Raw genomic sequence first — 22400 nt, forward strand, 5'->3', positions numbered from 1 at the left:
AAGCAGCCACTACCGGGTTCGCGGATCGAGCAGATAAGTAAGGGCGTCAGCCAGCGCATTCAGCAGCACGAAACAGGTGCCGATCAGCAGCGTAGCGCCAAGAATTGCCGGGGTATCGGCGGCGAACAGTGCCGTGGTCAGATAACGTCCGACGCCCGGCCAGGCAAACACCGTTTCGGTCAGAACCGCACCTTCCAGCAGGCTGGCGTAGGAGAGCGTCAGCACGGTAATCAGCGTCCCCAGCACGTTGGGAAACACATGGCACAGCAGCACGCGCACCCTGCCCGCGCCTTTCGACCGCGCCAGAATCACATACTCTTTGTTCATTTCACCGAGCATCGAGGCACGCAGCAGACGGGTAATCCCGGCCATCGACAGCATCGCCAGCACCGTCACCGGCAACCATAAATGGCTGATGGCGTTGTAGAACATGTCGCGGTCGCCGGAAAGCCAGGTATCGATCAGCACAAAACCGGTACGCGGCGTCATGGTGTACATATACACATCATCAAGACGCCCCGGCCCGCCAGCCCAGTGCAGCACCGCGTAAAACAGCAACAGGCCGAGCAGGCTCAGCCAGAAAATCGGTACGGAATAGCCAAGCAGCGACACCAGTCGCGCCACGTTATCCAGCCAGCTTCCCGGCTTCCACACCGCCAGTAATGCCAGCAGAATGCCAAAACTCCCGCCGAGCAGAATGGCGCAGGTCGCCAGTTCCACCGTTGCCGGGAAGGTGCGCATCAGATCGCTGGCAACCGGCTGCGCGGTGATGCGGGAAATCCCCATATCGCCATGCGCCAGATGATCGAGATATCGGGCGAACTGCACCGGCACCGACTGATCAAGCCCTAAATCGCGACGCACCTGGGCGTAGGTGGCTTCGCTGGCGTGATCGCCTGCGACCTGCAACGTCGGGTCAATCGGCGCGAGATGGGAAAGCGTAAAGGTGAACGCCAGCAGGCCGAGCAACGTCAGCGCCAGCGAAATCACGCCGGTCAGCAGACGGCCTGACCAGCGCCAACCCTGCCGGACGAATCCGGCGGGTGTTGAACTGTCTGTCATTACTTGGTGACCTTGCTGTAGAAGACCATGTCAGGGTTGATGCCCTGCACGTACCCTTTGATGTTGTCACGCACAGCAATCAGGCTTTTGGCTTGCAGACCGATGACGAACGGTGAGTTCTTCTGCACTTCCAGTTGCAGCTGACGGTAATCCGCCACGCGTTTGGCCTGATCCGGTTCCGCGATGGCGGCCAGCGTCAGTTTATTCAGCGCTGGAATCGACCAGTTAGCGCGCCATGCCAGCGTTTTGCTGCCGTCTTCCGGGTTGAAGGCAAACGCCGAGGCGTTGGTGTTCGGGTCAAAGTAATCCGGGCCCCATGAAGACATGTACGCGTCGTAATCATGTGACTTCACTTTGGTGGAAATCTGCTGACTCAGGCCCGGATCCAGTTTCACGGTCACGCCACCCTGCGCAAAGCTGGCCTGCAACGCCTGGGCAATGTCGAGATACGGTGGCTGATTAGAGGTGGAAAGCGTGAAGCTGACGTTAGTCAGACCGGCCTTCGCCAGAATCGCTTTGGCCTTCGCCGGATCATAAGTGTATGGCGTGTCGTTTACGGCGCCGAGGTAACCTTCAGGCAGGAATGCCTGATGCACCTGGAACTGATTTTTCATCAGGTCGTGGGCGATGTGGTTGTAGTCGAACAAATAACGCGCCGCTTCCCAGAAGGCCGGGTTGCCCAGCGCCGGGGAGGCTTTGGCGTTGAACTGCATGAAATACAACGAGGCGTAAGGGATAGCCAGCGGTTTCACCCCTTTCTTCCCTTCGAGCGCGGCCATCTGGTCTGAACCGAGGTTACGCGCCATATCGGCATCGCCCTGCTCAATCAGCAGACGGCGGGCCGCTGGATCAGGCACGTTTTTGATCAGAATGGTTTTCAGCTTCGGCGCGCCTTCTGGCGACGTCGGGTTAGCCGCCAGGATCACCACCTCATGCGGGATATAATTGCGGATCTGGTACGGACCGGAACCGGCGGAATGGTTGCTCAGCCACTGGTGGCCCAGATCATCCCCTGCGGCATTGGTTTTCACCAGTTTGCTGTCCACGATGGAAGACACCGGCGCAGACAACAGGCTCAGCACGAAGGACGGGCTGACGTCGGCGGTCCAGCTGATTTTTACGTGCTGATCGTCGATTTTGGTCAGGAAGGTATCGACGTTTTTGTCGTTCCAGCCCAGCTGCGTCAGGATAAATGACGGCTCAAGATTCAGTTTCACCACGCGGGACAGAGAGAAAATGACGTCATCGGCGGTCAACGGGTTGCCACTGGCAAAGGTCGCTTTCGGTGACAGCGTGAACGTCAGGCTGCGGTTATCTTTTGCCGCTTCCCAGGAGGTCGCCAGCGTCGGTTTTAAATCGATCGGATTGGTCGGGTCAGACTGCACCAGACGCTGATAAATGTTGTTGAAAGCCTGCACCGTCGTCAGCTCAAAACCCTGAGCCGGGTCGAAGCTGGAGGTATCATCAATGGACTGAGCGATCACCAGTGTGTCCGGCGGTGTGGCTGCCTGAACAGAGAAAGTAGCCGCAATAGCCGTAAACAGGACGGACGGTAATAAAGCTTTCATCAAGACAGACTCTCCAAAGTAGCGAAATTGCTCTTATTTAATAACCAATACACGGAGTGTAAAGTTTCTTCAACTCCCCAGAAAGTCTGATAAATACTATCGTTATGCGAATTTTGCATAACGTTATCTGATTGGTTATTAAAGCGACGGAATGCGGGCTGGCAGGGAATTGTTACTGTACAAAAGTGGGAGAAATACTCCCTTTCGCCGTGTGGGAAAGGGAGTGGCTCAAAATCAGAAGTCGTAGGTCGCGGAAAGCTTGAATTCCCGCGGATCGCCCTGCGTCAGATAACCGCCGGTGGCAGAGGCCCAATACTTCTCGTTGGTGACGTTTTCCAGATTTGCACGCCAGGTCAGCGTGCTCTGCCCGACAGGCATGGCATAGCGCACGCCGAGATCAAGACGCGTCCAGCCATCCACTTTCAGTTTGTTGGCTTCGTCCGCATACTGCGAACCAGAACGGATCACTTTACCGGTCGCGGTCACGCCGCTGCCGCCGGGAATATCCCACTCGCCGCCCACCACCCACTGATAACGCGGCACACCGACGGCATCGTTTCCATCATAGGTGCCGCCCTGCGTTTTGGTCATTTCCGGGTTCATCCAGGTCACGCTGCTGTTGACGCGCACACCCAGCACCGGCTCACCAAAGACGTTCAGCTCGACCCCACGGTTTCGTACTTCACCGTAGTTGCCGTAGGTGTAACCCTCGCCGGTTGCGCGGTACATGCCAATCGGTTTTTTGATTTCATACAACGCCAGTGAACCGGCCACGCGACCAAAATCGGCTTTAACACCCACTTCGTTTTGTTTCGACGTTTCGATGCCGGTCACCTGCCCGCCGTTGGAGACGATGCTGCCGTTATAGGTGGTGCCTGCGGTTTCGCCCGCCTGTAAGGCTTCAATGTGGTTGGCGTAGAAGGAGTAGTGCTCCCACGGCTTGATCACCAGACCGAAGGCTGGCGTCACTTTCATTTCGTCAAATGACGTATTTTCCGATCCGTCGTAATTGTAGTTTTTCACCACCACGTTCTGGCGGCGTAAACCGGCAATGAACTGCAGACGATCGTCGAGCACGGACATCGTGTCAGACAGCGAAACGCCGTAGGTCCGGGTGCGGTTACGCACCAGCGGATCGCTCATGTCGCCGCCTTTGTACAAGTTGGTCAGCGGTTCACTGTAATCAACGGGGTCGTAAATGTTGGTCCTGATCGATGCCGCGGTCATGGTGTAGGCAGTTTTGTATTTGCGATACAGCGTCGAGACACCGAGGTTCACGCTGTGGTTGACGAATCCGGTGTCGAACTTACCGCGAACGCCAGCCTGTGAAGATAAGCTGTCGGCAAAATAGGGTACCGTCATGCGGCTCATGGTGGCGTTGCCGTCGTTGTCCTGCAACGTCGGCGAACTGTATTTACCAAATTCGTGCGTATGGTTGGCGCCTGCTGCCGCGTAGACAGTCCAGTTATCGGCCACGTCATACTCGCCTTTCAGCATGCCGAATTCGTTTTCCATATCGGTCGAGGCATATTGCTGGCCGTAATTGCCGGTAGCAGAAGGCACGTCAGGGATTTTAGTGGCTTTGCCGAGATACACCACCGGACGCCCGCCGTGGACACTGGTTTTGCTCATGCCGAAATCCAGTGAGGAACGAAAGCGGTCGCCGCGGTAGTCCAGCCCGAGAGAGCCAAGCGTCAGACGACGTTTTTCATCATCGATCGCGCTTTCCCCTTCGCGATGAACGGCATTAACCCGCACGCCCCACTGGTTGTTATCACCAAAACGGCGGCCAACATCCACTGCGCCGCCCACCTGGGAAGACGATGTGTAATCGACCGATACGCGGTTAATTGCAGTATCCGTGGCGCGTTTTGGTTCAATGTTGACGTTCCCGCCCACGCCGGTACCGCCCGGAGGTACGCCGTTGAGGAAGGCGCTGGAGCCTTTGAGCAGTTCTACGCGATCGGCAAATTCCATGGGCAAGATCTGGCGTGGCAGTACGCCGTACAAGCCGCCGTACGAAATATCATCGCCGGAGAGTTCAAAACCACGGATGACAAACGTTTCTGAATAATTGCCATAACCGTAGCCGGTTTGCACCGCAGCATCATTATTCAGCACATCGCCCAGCGTCCGGCTCTGCTGATCCTGAATCAGCTTGTCGGTAAAGCTCACCACGTTAAACGGCACATTCATGGCGTCCTGCTCGCCGAGGATCCCCAGACGCCCGCCGTTGGCGATCTGCCCGTCGAGGTAAGCAGGCACAGTGTCATTGCCGCCCGGCGTGAAAGTTTGCGGTGCCGCGCTGATGGTGATGGTGTCACCCTCTTTCGCCGGTGCGGTCGCGGGGGCGGCGAAGGCAGGCAGCGTCAGCATTCCCAGCGCAGCAGAAATGACGGCGGGTAACATTTTGCGTTTAAAAACAGGCGTACACGGTGAAACAGAAGAGTGAAAAATTTCACTTTCAGTATGCATGAGAGTTCCCTGAAAAGTTCAAATGGTAATAGTAATAATTATCAAAACGATTTGAATTATGCTGATCGGGACTCTAATTGCAACCGACTTCGGTGTAATAACCTCAGGGTAAGCAGGATGTTAAAAAGGTTATTTATTGTGAGTTAGGAATTTTATTATTCGTCAGGCGGGTAATTGACTGAAATCAGGGGAATAAATAATGCGGAAGGAAAACAGACTGCGCAGGGACATCACGCAGCCTGCAAAACGTAAACAACAGCGTCAGCTCAGGCCGGGCACATCGAAGCCGGGAGAAACCGCCAGCAGCATACGCACCTGCTTCACCAGTTCACTCATGCAGTCATCGCGCATACCGTAACTCTCAAGCTCTTTCTCAAGGGCAAACAGGTATTGCGCATTGGTGCCCAACGGGCCACTTGCCCTGGCGATCAGCGGCGCAACGATCTGATAATCGGTGTCCGCTTCGTACTGAGGGTGCGAGGGATCCATAATAAATACCAGCGCAGTGACGATGCGGCCATCATCGAGCGCCAGTTCGCACCAGGTCGGGCGGTAGCAGCCAGTGAGCATTTCACGCTTCCACAGCAGCTCCAGCTCCTCGTGCAGCTTGTCTTCCGGCAGGCGGAATGCCAGGCCGGTCGTCTGGCCGCCGTCACGCAGCGCCAGCATACGTCCAGGCTGCGCGTGGGTGCCGCGCCCTGCCGTCAGGCGTAAACAGAAAGCACGATGATAACCGTGCAGAGTGGCAGGCCGTGCCTCTTCCGAGTCGAAGACCGGGTTCCACATCAGCGAGCCATAACCAAAAATCCACACAGGACTGTTGTCAGGGCGTCTCGCCAGCGTGCAATCGAGTGAGGCGGCGCGTTGTTCGGAGGTTAATAACATCGATTCGTCGATGCTGCCGAATGCTGTCTTACAATCTGCGTTACGCAGAAAATCTCGGGTTAACATTCATTCCCTCCTTCATTACGACGTACTTTTGAACATGCCATGCTGTTAACGCTGTGTTCTCCGTTATCGCGGTTAGTGATGGTCTGCGGGGCGATCAGATTTAAGATTTTTGGTATACCCCACTCTTTGAAACCTTATTCGTTTCTCTCGTTGCAATCAAGGTTGAGAACGATCACAAAACGAAAATAAAGTGATTATTTTATGAACATTGTATGAATGTTGAATTTTAGGCGGGAATATCACAGATAAACCGACAAGATCTGCCTCGCCGCAAGACCGGTGCTACGCTTGCGGGAGGCAATGCACAGGCCGCGTGTGAATCGCCTTATCTGAGCGAAAAAAGCGGTTTTTCACCTGTTCAGCCTGTGGGTATCGTGATTATTTACATAAGTTGACGCAATGCCTCCATAAGGTAAATATGAAAATCCAATTGCTTGATTAGTATTGTTTTAATTATTTAACACGGCAAGTTAAGTCTGTGGATAATCGCCTTTAATTCGCCACACCTGCTGATAAACAGGCAGTACGTCGTTTTTTTGTGGTTAACCTGCATTATTTTCTGTTAATAGATTAATTTATCTACTATACTTAACAGGTTACACCATTACGCAACAGCGCTTTTTTACTGATAACCGACGGACAGGCGGTTATTGTTTTCTTCGTGACACCCGCTTTGCAGGGTCACGCATGTTTATAAGGAGAAAAATCATCATGGTGTCGTCTCAGGAACATCCCAAAATCAAAACCCGCCATCAGGAATATTCCCTGATTTTTCCCATTGCCGCCCTTATCGTCCTCGTTTTTTGGGGCAACAGCAGTAACTTTGCATCAGTCGTTGGTATCAATCTCATTGCTCTGGTGGGGATCCTTGCCAGTGCATTCAGCGTAGTGCGTCATGCGGACGTGCTGGCACACCGTCTTGGCGAACCTTATGGCTCGCTCATCCTCAGCCTTTCAGTGGTCATCCTCGAAGTCAGCCTGATTTCTGCCCTGATGGCGACCGGTGATGCCGCTCCCGCGCTGATGCGTGACACCTTATTCTCGATCATCATGATCGTCACTGCCGGCCTGGTGGGCGTTGCCCTGCTGCTGGGCGGTCGTAAATTTGCGACTCAGTACGTAAATCTTGGTGGTATCAAACAATATCTGATGGCGATTTTCCCGCTGGCCGTCATCGTGCTGGTTCTGCCTGCTGCGCTGCCCGGCGGTAACTTCTCCACCACGCAGGCTCTGTTTGTCGCCGTGATTTCCGCCGCCATGTACGGCGTGTTCCTGCTCATTCAGACCAAAACGCATCAGAGCCTGTTTATTTACGAGCACGAAGATGACGATGAAGAAAGCGGCCACGGAAAGCCCTCTTCCAAAAGTAATCTGACGCACACCTTATGGCTTATCGTGCATCTGGTGCTGGTTATCGCCGTCACTAAATTCAATGCCAATCCGCTGGAAAGCCTGCTGACGGAACTGAACGCCCCTGCGCAGTTCACCGGTTTCCTGGTGGCGCTGTTGATCCTCTCCCCTGAAGGGCTGGGCGCACTGAAAGCGGTGCTGCAAAATCAGGTACAGCGTGCGATGAATTTGTTCTTCGGCTCGGTGCTGGCGACCATTTCCCTGACCGTTCCGGCGGTGACCGTGATTGCCACCCTCACCGGTCAGGACCTGATTTTCGGCCTCGACCCGGCGAACATCGTGGTGATGCTGGCGGTGCTGATCCTGTGTCAGATTTCATTCTCGACCGGACGTACTAATGTCCTGAACGGAACGGCGCATCTGGCCTTATTCTGTGCCTATATGATGATTATTATGCTTTAACCCTGGCAGATAAACGCCATAACAAGAAAGGCCGCTCATCGGAGCGGCCTTTTTATTGTCATCAATTCGGTCATTTATGGGGAATTAATTATGAGTAAGCATTCAGCGTTCTCTGGCACAACTCAGAGCGCACGCAATCCTGTTTACCAAACTTAATGATGCCCACCATTTCGTCTTCTTCGAAACGGGATAATGCATCGCTGAGCCCTGATACTACGCCACGTGGTAAATCACACTGGGTAATATCACCATTCACAATCACCGTCACATTTTCACCCAGTCGGGTCAGGAACATTTTCATCTGACTGGCGGTGACATTCTGCGCTTCATCCAGAATAACCACTGCGTTTTCGAAAGTGCGTCCGCGCATGTAAGCAAAAGGCGCAATTTCCACTTTCCCAATTTCCGGCCGCAAACAATATTGCAGGAATGAAGATCCCAGGCGACGTAATAAGATGTCGTAGACCGGGCGGAAATAAGGGGCAAACTTCTCTGAAATATCGCCTGGCAGGAAACCGAGATCTTCATCGGCCTGCAATACCGGACGTGTCACAATAATCCTGTCGATTTCTTTGTGAATTAATGCCTCAGCTGCTTTCGCAGCGCTGATGAATGTTTTGCCGCAACCGGCTTCACCTGTGGCAAAAATTAACTGCTTATTCTCTATGGCTGATAAGTAATGACCTTGAGCTTCGGTACGTGCTTCGATTACGGAGTGGTCGCGTGTATCTCGTGCCATTCCAATCGATTCCAAACCGCCCATCTGTACCAGTGATGTCACAGATTCTTCCTCGCGCTGGCGGTGACTGCGTGAGTCGCTACGAATGACTCGTTTTGCTTCACGGCGAGCTTTGATCACTGCTTTCTGTCTTCCCATAGTGGCACCTTACAGTTTGATTCACTTAACGCTAAGGCGGTTTCCCGCACGGTTATGTTTCACTCACAAATGAGGTTTTGGTCTCCTTTTAGACCAATTGAAGCCAATGAATAACGTGAAGAGGAAAATCGATCCCATTGATTAAGAAATAATCTCCTGGCTGTTTTCTTTTCACGAAGAGGCATTGTCAGTAATGAACTGAATGTCAATAATGACAAACCGCTGACCCGCACAATAAAATTGCCAGAATTAAAGCCAATGCTGTTCGCACCAGTGTGAAAGAGTCTCCCGGATTTAGGAGAAGAGGAGTCAGTTAAAGAACAGGGTTGTTGTTGCGTGGATGAAAACATCAGTGAAGAAAGATAGGAATATGCTGAAAATGCGTGACGAAATAATAAAGAGTCGGAAGCCTTGCCCTCGTTTGCAGTGACGCGACAACAACGAGTGAATGAGTGAAGCCTGTTATTTACTCTCACCAGCCCAAACAAGGACTTTACCATTCGCGCTCCCCGCAGTGTTATTAACGGCATTGGCCGTACACTCAGAAAAACCTTTTACAGTGCTGCTCAAAAACCTATTTACCGTACCACTCAAAAACTATCGCGCTATGATTTCAGTATAATGACAGCTGAAATAAATGCGTTACTAAAATGTAAAAAAATTTGTAGTCTTCGTCAACAGGATCTTGAGGATCTTTTTGGGATCCTCCCTGCGGTTATTTTTCCCTGCTGATTTTACTGCATAAGGTAAAGCAGGCGATCGACCCGCTGACGGCGAAAAGGATCGGAATTAAAAAGTCATGATCAACCCGCGTAAACTCCATAATCAGCACCACGGCAGTTAAGGGCATTTTCATTGAAGAGGCCAGAAACGCCGCCGCCCCGATAATGGCAAACGCGCCGAGCGAGGTGCCGGGCCAGAACATATTCCACACGGCACCCAGAATACAGGCCAGCAGCGCGCCGTTAGACAGCCCCGGCGTCAGCAATCCGCCCTGCGCACCGGCGCGCAGCGTACTCCAGGTGATCACCAGTTTGCCGGTCAGCACCGTTGCCGCCAGCACCACGGTAATCTGATTATCAAAACTCAGCTGTGCAGGCCCCTTCCCGTTGCCCAGCAGTTGCGGCAACCAGCCCGCCAGAATGCCGATGAACGCAAAGTTCAGCAGATTGAAAATAATCAGCCGGGCATCGCGCGGTGCCTGCGCTTTTGCGCGGTTAGTCATGCGCGTAAACGCGTATGCGGCCACGCCAAATACCGGCCCCATCAGCACTGACCAGACCATCAGCGAGGGCGTGGTATTCAGTTGCATCAGATGATACTGCGATTCATTGCCAAGCCCGATCCACGCCACCAGCGCCGCAATGGAGGAAGTCGCGATAGCCGGTAACAGTAACCGCCAGCTGAACGCGCCGAGCAACACTTCAAGTACAAACACCGCGCCACCCAGCGGCACGTTATACACCGCCGCCAGCCCGGCGCCTGCCCCGCAGGCAATCATGATCTGCGTTTCACGCACCGTCAGGCTGAACCGCCCGGCCAGCCAGCTGGCAGACACCGCCCCGATCTCGCGCGGCGCGACTTCGCGCCCGAGCGGCGAACCGAGCGCCACGGTGATAATTTGCAGCAACGCATGGAGCGTGGTGCTGACAAGAGGCATACGCGGTTGATCAGATTTCACCGCCGCCGCAATGCTGACCAGCGGCTTGCCCCAGCGGTAAAGCGCCCACCAGCCGAACCCCGCCACGGCGCCACACAAGACCAGCACCGCCAGACGCCGCGAGCGCGTGGCCTCACTGACACCCTGTAAAAAGCTTTCGTTGCTGATGATAAAGTCGGGGCTATAGCCAAACGCAAGGTGCTGGATGAAATGCAGCAGCAGCGCCAGCAGCATGCCGCCCAGACCGGCCAGAACGCCGGTACACAAAGTGGCTGCGGTCAGCCGCCATAACGGGCTGGTTTCTGCGGGAGGATTCAATTCGGACATGTCAGGGTTTCACTGATTCTGTTGATGTTAGATGAACAGATTACACAAACTCAGTTAAACCGCGCATCAGCCAGAGGGCATTTTCCACAACAAATTTTTCACAATAGCGTTGTCACAACAGCGTGCTCACAACGCACTGCGGGACTCCTCCTTCCGGCAGGAAGGAGGAGCAAGGATTACGCCTCGATCAGCGTTTGTCCGAGATAATGTTTCTCATCCTGCACACCTGGCAGCGTGAAGAAGAAACCGCCGCCTGTCGGGCGGATATACTCTTCGAGCGGTTCGCCGTTCAGGCGTTTTTGTACCGTGAGAAAGCCTTTTTCCAGATCGTGCTGGAAGCAGACGAACAGCAGACCCATCTCCAGTTGGCCGGAATTGGTGACGCCCAGAGAATAGCTGTATCCACGGCGCAGCATCAGATTATCGTCAGTGGCTTTGGTGCGCGGATTAGCCAGACGAATGTGCGCATCCAGTGGGATCACCTTCCCTTCCGGGTCTTTAGTGTAATCCGGCACGTCGTGCTCTTTTTCCATGCCCAGCGGCGCGCCTGTGGCCTTGTGGCGGCCAAAGATGGTCTGCTGCTCCTGCAACGGCGTGCGGTCCCAGAATTCGACGTGGAACGGGATAATCCGGGTGGCCTGATAGCTGCCGCCGACGGTCCAGGCGGGTTCGCCCTGATCGGCAGTAACCCAGATGGCTTTGTCCATCAGCGCCTTGTCTTTACTGTCAGGATTGGCCGTGCCGTCTTTGAAGCCCAGCAGGTTGATCGGCGTTTCTTTGCCCTGGCTGCGCGCAGCGTGGGACGAAATAAACCCGTCGCGGCGCCAGCGCACGCTGAGCAAATCCGGCGTGTATTTGATGATGTCACGCAGCGCATGAACCACGGTATCGCTGTTGTTGGCGCAAATTTGCAGCAACAAATCGCCGTGGCAAAGTTTGGCATCAAGAGAATCGTTCGGGAAACGCGCCATGCGCTGAAGTTTCAGCGGCTTGTGCGCGGCCAGCCCAAAACGTTCATCGAACAGGGAATCACCGGCGGAGAGCGTCAGGGTGAGATTATCCGGATAAATCTCGCTGCCCATGACGCCGGAATCCATCGGCGGAAATTTAGGATCCACAGAAGGCGCGGTGCCACCGGTGGTCAGGAAGCTGAAACGAGTGTCGAGCAGCCGGAACAGACGCTCCAGATCGGCCTTCGTTGTCGCCAGCACATCAAACGCCACCAGCATCATCGACGCCTGTTGTGGCGTCAGAATACCGGCCTGATGTTCACCATAATAAGGCTGCCTGCCCCAGCGTTCGTCCGGGGACACCGTACCTGGTGTGTACTCTGGTTTTGCACCGGGTGTTTTTTCGGCCTGCACAGTGGATGCGCCGCCCAGGGCAAATGCCCCGCCTAACAATCCCACGCCTTTGAGCAAACTGCGGCGTGAAGAAGAAACGTCATCCTGATTATTGTTTTTATGACTCATTACTCTGCCTCGGAAATTTAAAAGCGCCCTTCCCGGTCAGGGGAAAGGCGCTGAAAAATCAATCTAAACCAAGAACACCACGCAGTTTGGCTAAATCTTCTGCCAGGGTGGTGATTGGCCCTTTCATTGCGTTACGGTCTGCATCAGACAGTTTTTCGTAATTCTCATAACCGTCTTTGGTTTTGTATTTATCCAGCAGCGTATCGACGGTTTTGAAGTTAGCGTCGATTTTATCCAGCAACGGTTTGTCGGCTTTTTCCAGCAACGGACGCAGCAGGTTAACGATTTTCTGAGCGCCATCGAGGTTGGCACGGAAATCCCACAAGTCGGTGCGGCTGTAACGGTCTTCTTCACCGCTGATTTTGCTGGATGCCACTTCTTCGATAAGACCCGCTGCCCCGCCGACCACTTTGCTTGGCGGGAAGGTCAGATCGGTAATACGTTTTTGCAGATCCACCGTATCGGCGTACAACTTATCGGCAAATTTCTCGGTGCCCTGGGTGGTTTTATCGGCGAAGAGGATTTTCTCCAGACGGTGGAAACCGGTGAAGTTAGGGTCTTCCGCTTTTTTCTCGAAATCGTCTTCACGGGCGTCGATGCTGCCATCCAGATCGGAGAACAGTTCGGCGATGGGCTCAATGCGCTCGTAATAAACGCGGGTAGAAGCGTACAGGGATTGCGCTTTTTTCAGGTCGCCCTTTTTAATCGCCTCAGTGAACGCTTTGGTGTGGGAAACCAGTTCACCCACCTGCTGAGTCACATAGACTTTATATTCCGCAATCGGGCCAACCAGCGCCATGGCGTCCGGTTTGGTGGCGGCCGCTGCGCCTTCTGCGGTCACGGTCAGTTTGCCTTTTGGATTGCTCAGCAGTCCGCAGGTCATGTCGTATTCGCCCGGTTCCAGGTTAGCCGTCATTTTCTGGGTGAAACCTGGCGCGATATTTTCGCGCTCTTCCACCACCATCACGCCTTTGAGAATTTCCCATTCCAGACCTTTCTGGCTGGCGTTATGCACGACAAACTGCGTTTTACCGGCAGGCACGGTCAGCGCCATCGGTTCACACTGTTTATCATTAACGGTAATTTTTACCTGACGAACATCAGCAGCCAGCACGTTGGCGCTCAGCGCAAAAGCGGGCAGAGACAACAGTGCAATCTGTAAAGCTTTACGGCGAAACAGCGGGGATGAATAGGACATGTACCACTCCATGACAAACTGTGTGAAGAGACAATTAACGTAAAATCAGCGTTGTGTTTTGTGCCCGGCAGATGCCGCAGCGGCCACAGGCGATTTGCTCTGCGGCATAAAGAACAGGAACAGCGCCGGGATCAGATACAGGAAATACACCGCGACTTCACTGACGGTCGGCGCTTCCTGATACCCGAACATGCCTTCCAGCAAGGTTCCGAATAAAGAGTGCGTGGAGAGCGTCCCGCTCAGGTCAAAGGCGATATCCTGCATGCGGTTCCACAACCCTGCTTCGTGAAACGCGCGGATGGCACCCGCAGCCAGACCGGCGGCGACAAACAGAATAAACAGGCTGGTCCATTTAAAGAATTTCGCCAGATGCAGCTTCACGCCGCCGTAATAGATGAGGAAACCGAGCACGATCGCCGCGCCCAGGCCGAGCAGTGCGCCAATCGGCGCTTCGATACCGACGTCTTGCTGGAACGCCGCCAGCAGGAAGAACACCGATTCCAGCCCTTCGCGTGCCACCGCAAAGAACACCATCGCCACCAGCGCCCAGCCCTGCCCGCGGCTGGAGTTGAGCGCGTTATCAATCGCGCCTTCCAGATGTACTTTGATTGAACGCGACACCTTACGCATCCAGAACACCATGTAGGTCAGAATGCAGACTGCCACCACCGCTACAATGCCTTCGAACAGCTCCTGCTGCTTTTGCGGAAACTCGCCGGTGGTTTCATTGATGAAAATACCCAGCGCCAGACACAATGCTGCCGCCACGATCACGCCAATCCAGACCACGCCGAGCCACTGCCCGCGCTGCGTCCGTTTCAGATAACTGGCGATAAGGCTGACGATAAGCGCGGCTTCCAGCCCTTCGCGGAACATAATGAGAAACGGAACGAACATAGCGGAACTCCCGTAGAACAAATGACTTACAGTTTGTGCAAGCACTCTGTAAAGAAAAGTAAAATCGAAACGATAGTGATTATCATTCCTGGCGAGATAAATACAAGAGGCCACATGCTGTTTTTTGAGCACGGGAGGGGAAAAGCGCACGAAAAAATATTGCCGGTTGTTTCAGCACCCCGGATACAGGGTGCCGTAAAAGAAAACGGAGCCCTGAAGGCTCCGTGAGGTCACTGTCTGATTCACCGCCCGGGGCGAAAATCAGATGCTGTTATATTCGGCTTCCGCCGTGTTGAAACGTTCTTCAACCGCTTTTGACGGCTTGCTGCCGGTCAGGCTGACAATCCAGATAGCCAGCGAGGCGAAGATAAAGCCGGGGATGATTTCATACAGCTCGGCCCAGCCGTACTGTTTCCACAAAATCACGGTAGCGGCACCGACCACCATCCCGGCCAGCGCGCCGTTGCGGGTCATGCGTTTCCACATCACCGAGATCAGGATAACGGGGCCGAATGCCGCACCAAAGCCTGCCCAGGCGTAACTCACCAGACCCAGCACGCGGTTTTCAGGGTTTGCCGCCAGCGCAATCGCCACCAGCGCTACCACCAGTACCATCAGACGACCAATCCACACCAGCTCACGCTGGCTCGCGCCCTTGCGCAGAAACGCTTTATACAGGTCTTCGGTGATAGCACTGGAGCACACCAGCAACTGACAGCTCAGCGTACTCATCACCGCAGCCAGGATCGCGGAGAGTAAAACACCGGCAATCCACGGATTGAACAGCAGTTTCGCCAGTTCGATAAACACGCGCTCACCGTTTTGCGTCACGTTCCCCGCTTGGCCCGGATTATTGCTGAAGTACGCAATGCCGAAGAAGCCGACTGCGATGGTGCCCGCCAGACACAGAATCATCCACGTCATGCTGATGCGGCGCGCGCTGCGAATGGTACGGTGAGAATCCGCCGCCATGAAACGCGCCAGAATATGCGGCTGGCCGAAATAGCCCAGCCCCCAGCCCAGCAGCGACAGGATAGCCACCAGATTCATGTTCTTAAACATGTCGGTGTATTGCGGGTTTTTAGCCTGAATGACCATCATTGAGGTATCAATACCGCCAACCGCGAGGATGACGATCACCGGCGTCAGGATCAGTGCAAAAATCATCAGACTGGCCTGCACGGTGTCCGTCCAGCTGACGGCCAGAAAGCCCCCGATAAAGGTATAAATGATGGTTGCCGCCGCCCCCGCCCACAACGCGGTCTGGTAGGTCATGCCGAAGGTACTTTCAAACAAACGCGCACCGGCCACAATGCCGGAGGCGCAATAGATGGTGAAAAAGACCAGGATCACCACCGCCGAGATAATGCGCAGCAGTTTGCTGGAATCTTCAAAACGATGGGTAAAGTAATCCGGCAGGGTCAGCGCGTTATTGTTGGCTTCGGTATGCACACGTAAACGCCCTGCCACCAGTTTCCAGTTCAGATACGCGCCGATGGTCAGGCCGATGGCAATCCAGCTTTCGGAAATGCCGGAAATAAAAATCGCCCCCGGCAACCCCATCAGCAGCCAGCCGCTCATGTCCGACGCCCCGGCGGAAAGCGCGGTCACCACGCTGCCTAAACTGCGGCCACCCAGAATATAATCATCAAAGTTTTTGGTCCGTAAATACGCGATGAGTCCAATCAAAATCATCCCGAAAATATAAACACAAAACGTCACCAGCATCGGTGTGTTCATTGTCATTGTTTTCTCCACTTCTTGTTATTTGTCGTGCTTATGAGCGATGCATATTCCATGCAGGCCGGCACCTGTCTGTCCTGACGCGGCGATAAACGCGGTCAATCCATGCCGGGGCGAGATGATGGCTGAAACCCGTAAAGGATGCAGCATTACTCTCCATATTTTTTCTTTTTACAGGTGGGTAATCGGGTTTTTATTCAAATTTCCTGTCGGGCGGATACTGGTTTAGCACACCATTGAATTCAAGATAATTAACAAATCAGATACACAAACTTCACGCTCCATCACACTTATTCTGATAACCGGTTGCACGTTACAGACGCAAAGGTTGCACCCTCCACAGCATCACGAAGGAACCCGCACAGCGGCCTCTGCGAGGCCAGCACGGTTGTTAAGATGTTAAAAATGCCAGCCAAATCACATCAGGCAGACTTCCTGTGTGAATGAGGTTGCACAAGGTTGCAACATAGAAGATATTGCTTGCCATAAACATAATGAAATCACCTGAACCTCTTTATATGGAGTATTGGCGCATGGGTATGACGACGATGGGCGTGAAGCTGGACGAAGGCACGCGCGACAGGCTTAAAGTGGCCGCACAGCAAATTGACCGCACGCCGCACTGGCTGATCAAACAGGCGATCTTTTCCTATCTTGAACGTTTGGAAAATGGCGACGCGCTGCCGGAAATCCCTTCACTGAACGGCGCTGCGGCTGAAAACGCCGACGATACCCCGCCGCTGACGGTTCAGGAATCGCATCAGCCCTTCCTCGATTTTGCCGAGCAGATCCAGCCGCAGTCCGTCAGCCGTTCCGCTATCACCGCCGCCTATCGCCGCCCTGAGCCGGAAGCCGTTTCCATGCTGCTCGAACAGGCGCGTTTACCTGCGCCACTTCATGACGCGGCGCAGAAACTGGCTGCCGACATCGCCACCAAATTGCGTAACCAGAAGAGCGCCAATGGCCGTGCCGGTATGGTGCAAAGCCTGTTGCAGGAGTTCTCCCTTTCCTCGCAGGAAGGCGTGGCGCTGATGTGTCTGGCGGAAGCCCTGCTGCGCATTCCCGATAAACCGACGCGCGATGCGCTGATCCGCGACAAAATCAGCAACGGTAACTGGCACTCACACCTGGGCCGCAGCCCGTCGCTGTTTGTCAACGCCGCTACCTGGGGTCTGCTGTTCACCGGCAAACTGGTGGCCACGCACAACGAAGCCAGCCTGTCTAAATCTCTCAGCCGCATTATCGGTAAAGGCGGCGAGCCGCTGATCCGTAAAGGCGTGGACATGGCCATGCGCCTGATGGGCGAACAGTTCGTGACCGGCGAAACCATTGCCGAAGCGCTGGCCAATGCCCGCAAGCACGAAGACAAAGGTTTCCGTTATTCCTACGACATGCTGGGTGAAGCCGCGCTGACAGAAAAAGACGCACAGGCCTATTTGCAGTCTTACCAGCAGGCGATCCACGCGATCGGTAAAGCCTCCAATGGCCGTGGCATTTATGAAGGCCCCGGCATCTCCATCAAACTTTCCGCCCTGCACCCGCGCTACAGCCGTGCGCAGTACGAACGCGTCATGGAAGAACTTTACCCCCGCCTGCTGTCGCTGACCTTGCTGGCGCGCAGCTATGACATCGGCATTAACGTCGATGCCGAAGAGGCCGATCGTCTGGAAATCTCCCTCGATCTGCTGGAAAAACTCTGCTTTGAGCCGGAACTGGCGGGCTGGAACGGCATCGGTTTTGTGATCCAGGCCTATCAGAAGCGTTGTCCGATGGTGACCGACTACCTGACCAGCCTGGCGCAGCGCAGCCGTCGCCGCCTGATGATCCGTCTGGTAAAAGGCGCGTACTGGGACAGTGAAATCAAGCGCGCCCAAATGGACGGGCTGGACGATTATCCGGTCTACACCCGCAAGGTTTACACCGACGTCTCTTATCTGGCCTGTGCCCGTAAACTGCTGGCCGTGCCGAACCTGATTTATCCGCAGTTCGCCACCCACAATGCCCACACCGTCGCTGCCATTTATCAGCTGGCCGGTAACAACTATTATCCGGGTCAGTACGAATTCCAGTGCCTGCACGGCATGGGCGAACCGCTGTACGAGCAGGTTGTCGGCAAAATTGCCGAAGGAAAACTCAACCGCCCTTGCCGCATCTATGCCCCGGTCGGCACCCACGAAACGCTGCTCGCCTATCTGGTTCGCCGCCTGCTGGAAAACGGCGCTAACACCTCTTTTGTTAACCGCATCGCCGATGCCACGCTGCCAATAGACGAACTGATCGCCGATCCGGTTCTGGCCGTTGAAGCGCTGGCCGCCACGGAAGGACAGGTCGGATTGCCGCACCCGCGCATCGCCCTGCCACGCAATTTGTACGGCGATAAACGCGTCAACTCTGCCGGGCTGGATATGTCCAGCGAGCACCGTCTGGCCTCGCTGTCCAGCGCCCTGTTGCAAAGCGCCAGCCATACGGTCACCGCGCAGCCGATGATCGATGCGCCCACTGACGACGGCGAATTCCTGCCGGTCATCAACCCGTCTGAACATACCGACATCGTCGGGCACGTACGTGAAGCCACAGAAGCGGAAATCAGCCGTGCGCTGGACGCTTCCGCCACGGCTGGCGCCATCTGGTTTGCGACGCCTCCCGAAGAGCGCGCCGCAATCCTGCAACGCGGTGCAGAATTGATGGAAGCGCAGTTGCAAAGTCTGCTTGGCGTGCTGGTGCGCGAGGCCGGAAAAACCTTTAATAACGCCATCGCCGAAGTGCGCGAAGCGGTGGATTTCCTGCACTACTATGCCGGTCAGATCCGCGAAGATTTCACCAACGACACGCACCGTCCGCTCGGCCCGGTGGTGTGTATCAGCCCGTGGAACTTCCCGCTGGCGATTTTCACCGGTCAGATCGCCGCCGCACTGGCCGCAGGCAACAGCGTGCTGGCAAAACCGGCGGAGCAAACGCCTCTGATTGCGGCGCTTGCCGTCGGTATTCTGCACGAAGCCGGGGTTCCGGCCGGGGTACTGCAACTGCTGCCGGGCAAAGGCGAAACCGTCGGTGCGCAGCTGGTCAATGACGAACGCGTTCGCGGCGTGCTGTTCACCGGCTCCACCGACGTGGCGGGTATTTTGCAACGCAACATTGCGGGAAGACTCGATCCGCAGGGGCGTCCGACGCCGCTTATCGCCGAAACCGGCGGCCTGAATGCGATGATTGTCGATTCCTCTGCCCTGACCGAGCAGGTAGTGATGGACGTGGTGGCCTCCGCCTTCGACAGCGCCGGTCAGCGTTGTTCTGCTCTGCGCGTGCTCTGCATTCAGGATGACGTGGCCGATCACACCCTGCAGATGCTGCGCGGTGCGATGGCCGAATGCCGCATGGGCAATCCGGAACGCCTGTCTACCGATATCGGGCCGGTGATTGACGCCGATGCCAAAGCCGGTATTGAAAAACATATCGATGCCATGCGCGCCAAAGGCCGCACGGTGTATCAGGCCACGCAGGAATTCGCCGCTGATCAGCAGGAATGGAACCGCGGCACCTTTGTAAAACCGACGCTTATCGAGCTGGAAAGCTTTGATGAGATGAAGAAAGAGATCTTCGGCCCGGTGCTGCACGTGGTGCGTTATGCCCGCCAGGATCTGGATAAGCTGATCGGTCAGATTAATGCCGCCGGTTACGGCCTGACGCTGGGCATTCACACCCGCATCGACGAAACCATCCACCGTGTGACCCAGCAGGCGCACGTCGGCAACATGTACGTGAACCGCAACATGGTTGGCGCCGTGGTCGGTGTACAGCCGTTTGGCGGCGAAGGCTTGTCCGGCACCGGCCCGAAAGCGGGCGGCCCGCTCTATCTTTATCGCCTGCTCAGCAGCCGTCCGCCATTTGCCGTGCAACAAACCTTGCTGCGTCAGGATCGCGATCTGCCGCTGGACACGTCCGTGCGCGACGCGCTGCTTGCACCGCACCGCGCGTTGCAACAGTGGGCAACCCGCAGCCAGCAACCGGCCGCCTTTATCGACGTCTGCACGTGCTTCGCCGAAAGCAGCCAGGGCGGCACATTGCGCACCCTGCCGGGGCCAACGGGCGAACGCAACACCTACGCCCTGTTACCCCGCGAACGTGTTCTGGCACTGGCCGATAATCAGGCCGACGCCCTGCTCCAGCTTGCCGCCATCACCGCGACCGGTTGCCGGATCCTGTGGCCGGAAGCGCCGTTACAGCGCGAACTGTTCAGCCAGTTACCCGGGGCGGTACAGGAACGCGTGGACTTCGCACAAGACTGGCAAAACGATGCGCCGGTCTTCGATGCGGTCATCTACCACGGCGACGCCGACCAGCTGCGGGAACTGTGTCAGATTATCGCCAACCGCCCTGGCGCCAATGTGTCAGTGCAGGGCTTTGCGCGCGGCGATGACAATGTGTTGCTGGAGCGCCTGCTTCACGAGCGCTCATTGAGTGTGAACACCGCCGCGGCGGGAGGAAATGCGAGTCTGATGACCATCGGGTGAGGGTTGATATCAGTGGCCGCCGCAATGGCGGCCTTTAACCCTGACCGAAACAGTGTCGGTTTCTCAATTACAGTGTTCGCTTAACGCGTTGTGCCAACACGGCCAGAGAGGGAGGAAAGTGCCTCCCTCTTTGATCTCCCACGTTTTTTCAGACATGCTTTATCGCGTACACGATGTACGTGCTCTGAGACTCCCCCATGTAAGGCAATCCCCGACACGTAGCCCGCAAGCTACAACATCTGTCTCCTCTGTCATAAATCCGTCATCCCTCTGACTTACCCTGCCAGTAACAAAATAAATCAAACTGTGTATTTGTATTTCTTTCGCTTTATTAAAAGGAGTTTTGACAATGCAACAACCTGTATCTCTGCTCGCCCGCGCCATCGCTGCCGCCCTGCTGCTTTCCGCTTCTGCCGGTTCTTTCGCTGATGAAAACAGCGTACTGACCGACCGTGCGGCAAAAGGTGTCCTGACCGAACAAGGGGGCGCACGCCGTCTCAGCGGTGATCAGACGGCCGCGCTGAAAGCCTCGCTTTCTGACAAAACGGTCAAAAACGTTATTTTGCTGATAGGCGACGGCATGGGTGATTCTGAAATCACCTCGGCGCGAAATTACGCGGAAGGCGCAGGCGGTTATTTCAAAGGCATCGACGCCCTGCCGCTGACCGGCCAGTACACCCATTATTCTCTCGATAAGAAAACGCAAAAACCTGACTACGTCACCGACTCTGCCGCTTCAGCCACCGCATGGTCCACCGGCGTGAAAAGCTATAACGGCGCGATTGGCGTGGATGTAAACGGTAAAGATCACCAGACAATCCTTGAAATTGCGAAAGCCGCCGGAAAAGCCACCGGCAACGTGTCGACCGCCGAATTACAGGACGCCACCCCGGCCGCACAAATCGCCCACGTCACCTCCCGTAAATGTTACGGTCCGCAAGAAACCACTGAGAAATGCGCCACTAACGCGCTGGAAAACGGTGGCCGCGGTTCCATCACCGAACAGTTATTGCAGACGCGCGCCGATGTGACGCTGGGTGGCGGCAGAAAATCCTTCAGCCAGCTGGCCAAAGCCGGTGATTTCCAGGGCAAATCGTTGAAAGATCAGGCGCTGGCGCAAGGATATGTGTGGGTGGAAAACGCCGGTGAGCTCAGCGCGGTAACGCAAGCCGACCAGAAAAAACCGGTGCTCGGCCTGTTCTCCGAAGGCAACATGCCGGTACGCTGGCAGGGTCCGAAAGCCTCGTATCACGGCAACATTGATAAACCTGCCGTCACCTGCGAAGCCAACCCGCAGCGAACGGCGGATATCCCGACGCTTGCTGCCATGACCGAAAAAGCCATCGATCTGCTGAAAACCAATGAAAAGGGTTTCTTCCTGCAGGTTGAAGGCGCATCGATTGATAAACAGGATCACGCCGCGAACCCGTGCGGTCAGTTTGGTGAAACCGTTGATTTAGACGAAGCCGTGCAAAAAGCGCTGGAGTTCGCCCGTCAGGACGGCAACACGCTGGTTATCGTCACCGCCGACCACGCCCATTCCAGCCAGATCATCGAAACCGACGCCAAAGCGCCGGGTCTGACACAAACGCTGACCACGAAAGATGGCGCACCGATGACCATCAGTTACGGCAACTCAGAAGACGATTCCCAGGGTCACACCGGCACACAACTGCGCGTTGCCGCGTTCGGTCCGCACGCAGGGAATGTGGTGGGCCTGACCGATCAGACTGATCTTTTCTTCACCATGAAGGGAGCAATGGGGATTCAATGAGATTAGAACGGTAGGGGTTAGGGGCGCGGGCTGAGTTTCAACGTCAAGACCGTGGGTTGCCACCCACACCGGCCTT

At 55.3% G+C, this 22400-nt stretch carries 13 protein-coding genes; 3 read left to right on the forward strand and 10 right to left on the reverse strand.

The window, feature by feature from the left end; genetic code table 11:
• Positions 1-9 precede the first annotated feature (9 nt).
• The 4 genes from ACQZQY_RS16630 to ACQZQY_RS16645 form a co-directional block, all read right to left on the reverse strand.
• Entirely contained in the window at positions 10-1062 is a 1053-nt protein-coding gene (locus ACQZQY_RS16630) for an ABC transporter permease (protein WP_056770260.1), read from the reverse strand.
• The gene (locus tag ACQZQY_RS16635) at positions 1062-2630 is read right to left on the reverse strand and encodes an ABC transporter substrate-binding protein (RefSeq protein ID WP_431296041.1); all 1569 of its coding nucleotides are present in this window, start codon (positions 2628-2630) and stop codon (positions 1062-1064) included. Before ACQZQY_RS16635 ends, ACQZQY_RS16630 begins: the two co-directional genes overlap by 1 nt.
• Before the next feature lie 234 nt (positions 2631-2864).
• Positions 2865-5105, reverse strand: a complete 2241-nt coding sequence (locus ACQZQY_RS16640) for a TonB-dependent receptor (RefSeq protein ID WP_431296042.1) — start codon at positions 5103-5105, stop codon at positions 2865-2867.
• Between the two features lie 261 nt (positions 5106-5366).
• A complete protein-coding gene (locus tag ACQZQY_RS16645) occupies positions 5367-6056 on the reverse strand; it encodes a gamma-glutamylcyclotransferase (RefSeq protein ID WP_431296043.1) in 690 nt (229 codons plus the stop codon).
• A gap of 711 nt (positions 6057-6767) precedes the next feature.
• On the opposite strand from ACQZQY_RS16645, the gene chaA reads away from it, so the two are divergent.
• Positions 6768-7868, forward strand: coding sequence for a sodium-potassium/proton antiporter ChaA (gene chaA, locus ACQZQY_RS16650; RefSeq protein ID WP_056770249.1), 1101 nt, complete (start codon positions 6768-6770; stop codon positions 7866-7868).
• An 88-nt stretch (positions 7869-7956) separates the two neighbouring features.
• On the opposite strand, the gene phoH is transcribed toward chaA, so the two are convergent.
• The 6 genes from phoH to putP all read right to left on the reverse strand — a co-directional run bounded on the left by phoH (position 7957) and on the right by putP (position 16045).
• Positions 7957-8745 (reverse strand): phosphate starvation-inducible protein PhoH, encoded by a 789-nt coding sequence (gene phoH / locus ACQZQY_RS16655; protein ID WP_056770246.1) that lies wholly within the window; start codon positions 8743-8745, stop codon positions 7957-7959.
• 715 nt (positions 8746-9460) lie between these two features.
• Positions 9461-10732: a chloride channel protein gene (locus ACQZQY_RS16660; RefSeq protein ID WP_431296044.1), complete on the reverse strand. Its 1272-nt coding sequence runs from the start codon at positions 10730-10732 to the stop codon at positions 9461-9463.
• 176 nt (positions 10733-10908) lie between these two features.
• The gene (gene efeB, locus ACQZQY_RS16665; RefSeq protein ID WP_056770238.1) at positions 10909-12204 is read right to left on the reverse strand and encodes an iron uptake transporter deferrochelatase/peroxidase subunit; all 1296 of its coding nucleotides are present in this window, start codon (positions 12202-12204) and stop codon (positions 10909-10911) included.
• Between the two features lie 58 nt (positions 12205-12262).
• Positions 12263-13402, reverse strand: coding sequence for an iron uptake system protein EfeO (gene efeO, locus ACQZQY_RS16670; protein WP_183847259.1), 1140 nt, complete (start codon positions 13400-13402; stop codon positions 12263-12265).
• A gap of 45 nt (positions 13403-13447) precedes the next feature.
• A complete protein-coding gene (efeU, locus tag ACQZQY_RS16675; RefSeq protein ID WP_122095183.1) occupies positions 13448-14299 on the reverse strand; it encodes an iron uptake transporter permease EfeU in 852 nt (283 codons plus the stop codon).
• Positions 14300-14560: 261 nt separating this feature from the next.
• Complete coding sequence (putP, locus tag ACQZQY_RS16680) at positions 14561-16045, reverse strand: sodium/proline symporter PutP (protein ID WP_136375077.1); 1485 nt, start codon at positions 16043-16045, stop codon at positions 14561-14563.
• A gap of 530 nt (positions 16046-16575) precedes the next feature.
• Here putP and putA point away from each other — a divergent pair.
• Both putA and phoA read left to right on the forward strand, forming a co-directional pair.
• Positions 16576-20550, forward strand: coding sequence for a trifunctional transcriptional regulator/proline dehydrogenase/L-glutamate gamma-semialdehyde dehydrogenase (gene putA, locus ACQZQY_RS16685; RefSeq protein ID WP_431296045.1), 3975 nt, complete (start codon positions 16576-16578; stop codon positions 20548-20550).
• Between the two features lie 349 nt (positions 20551-20899).
• Positions 20900-22324, forward strand: a complete 1425-nt coding sequence (gene phoA, locus ACQZQY_RS16690) for an alkaline phosphatase (RefSeq protein ID WP_183847263.1) — start codon at positions 20900-20902, stop codon at positions 22322-22324.
• The last annotated feature ends 76 nt before the right edge of the window (positions 22325-22400 follow it).

This window comes from Rahnella sp. PAMC25559 (assembly GCF_050632365.1).
GTDB lineage: Bacteria > Pseudomonadota > Gammaproteobacteria > Enterobacterales > Enterobacteriaceae > Rahnella > Rahnella rivi.

Excerpts from the sequence above, each read along its gene's own strand:
- efeU (WP_122095183.1), bottom strand. The coding sequence starts at position 14,299 with ATGTTCGTTCCGTTTCTCATTATGTTCCGCGAAGGGCTGGAAGCCGCG.
- putA (WP_431296045.1), top strand. The coding sequence starts at position 16,576 with ATGGGTATGACGACGATGGGCGTGAAGCTGGACGAAGGCACGCGCGAC.
- efeO (WP_183847259.1), bottom strand. The coding sequence starts at position 13,402 with ATGTCCTATTCATCCCCGCTGTTTCGCCGTAAAGCTTTACAGATTGCA.
- putP (WP_136375077.1), bottom strand. The coding sequence starts at position 16,045 with ATGACAATGAACACACCGATGCTGGTGACGTTTTGTGTTTATATTTTC.
- phoA (WP_183847263.1), top strand. The coding sequence starts at position 20,900 with ATGCAACAACCTGTATCTCTGCTCGCCCGCGCCATCGCTGCCGCCCTG.
- phoH (WP_056770246.1), bottom strand. The coding sequence starts at position 8,745 with ATGGGAAGACAGAAAGCAGTGATCAAAGCTCGCCGTGAAGCAAAACGA.
- chaA (WP_056770249.1), top strand. The coding sequence starts at position 6,768 with ATGGTGTCGTCTCAGGAACATCCCAAAATCAAAACCCGCCATCAGGAA.
- efeB (WP_056770238.1), bottom strand. The coding sequence starts at position 12,204 with ATGAGTCATAAAAACAATAATCAGGATGACGTTTCTTCTTCACGCCGC.
- ACQZQY_RS16630 (WP_056770260.1), bottom strand. The coding sequence starts at position 1,062 with ATGACAGACAGTTCAACACCCGCCGGATTCGTCCGGCAGGGTTGGCGC.
- ACQZQY_RS16660 (WP_431296044.1), bottom strand. The coding sequence starts at position 10,732 with ATGTCCGAATTGAATCCTCCCGCAGAAACCAGCCCGTTATGGCGGCTG.
- ACQZQY_RS16645 (WP_431296043.1), bottom strand. The coding sequence starts at position 6,056 with ATGTTAACCCGAGATTTTCTGCGTAACGCAGATTGTAAGACAGCATTC.
- ACQZQY_RS16640 (WP_431296042.1), bottom strand. The coding sequence starts at position 5,105 with ATGCATACTGAAAGTGAAATTTTTCACTCTTCTGTTTCACCGTGTACG.
- ACQZQY_RS16635 (WP_431296041.1), bottom strand. The coding sequence starts at position 2,630 with ATGAAAGCTTTATTACCGTCCGTCCTGTTTACGGCTATTGCGGCTACT.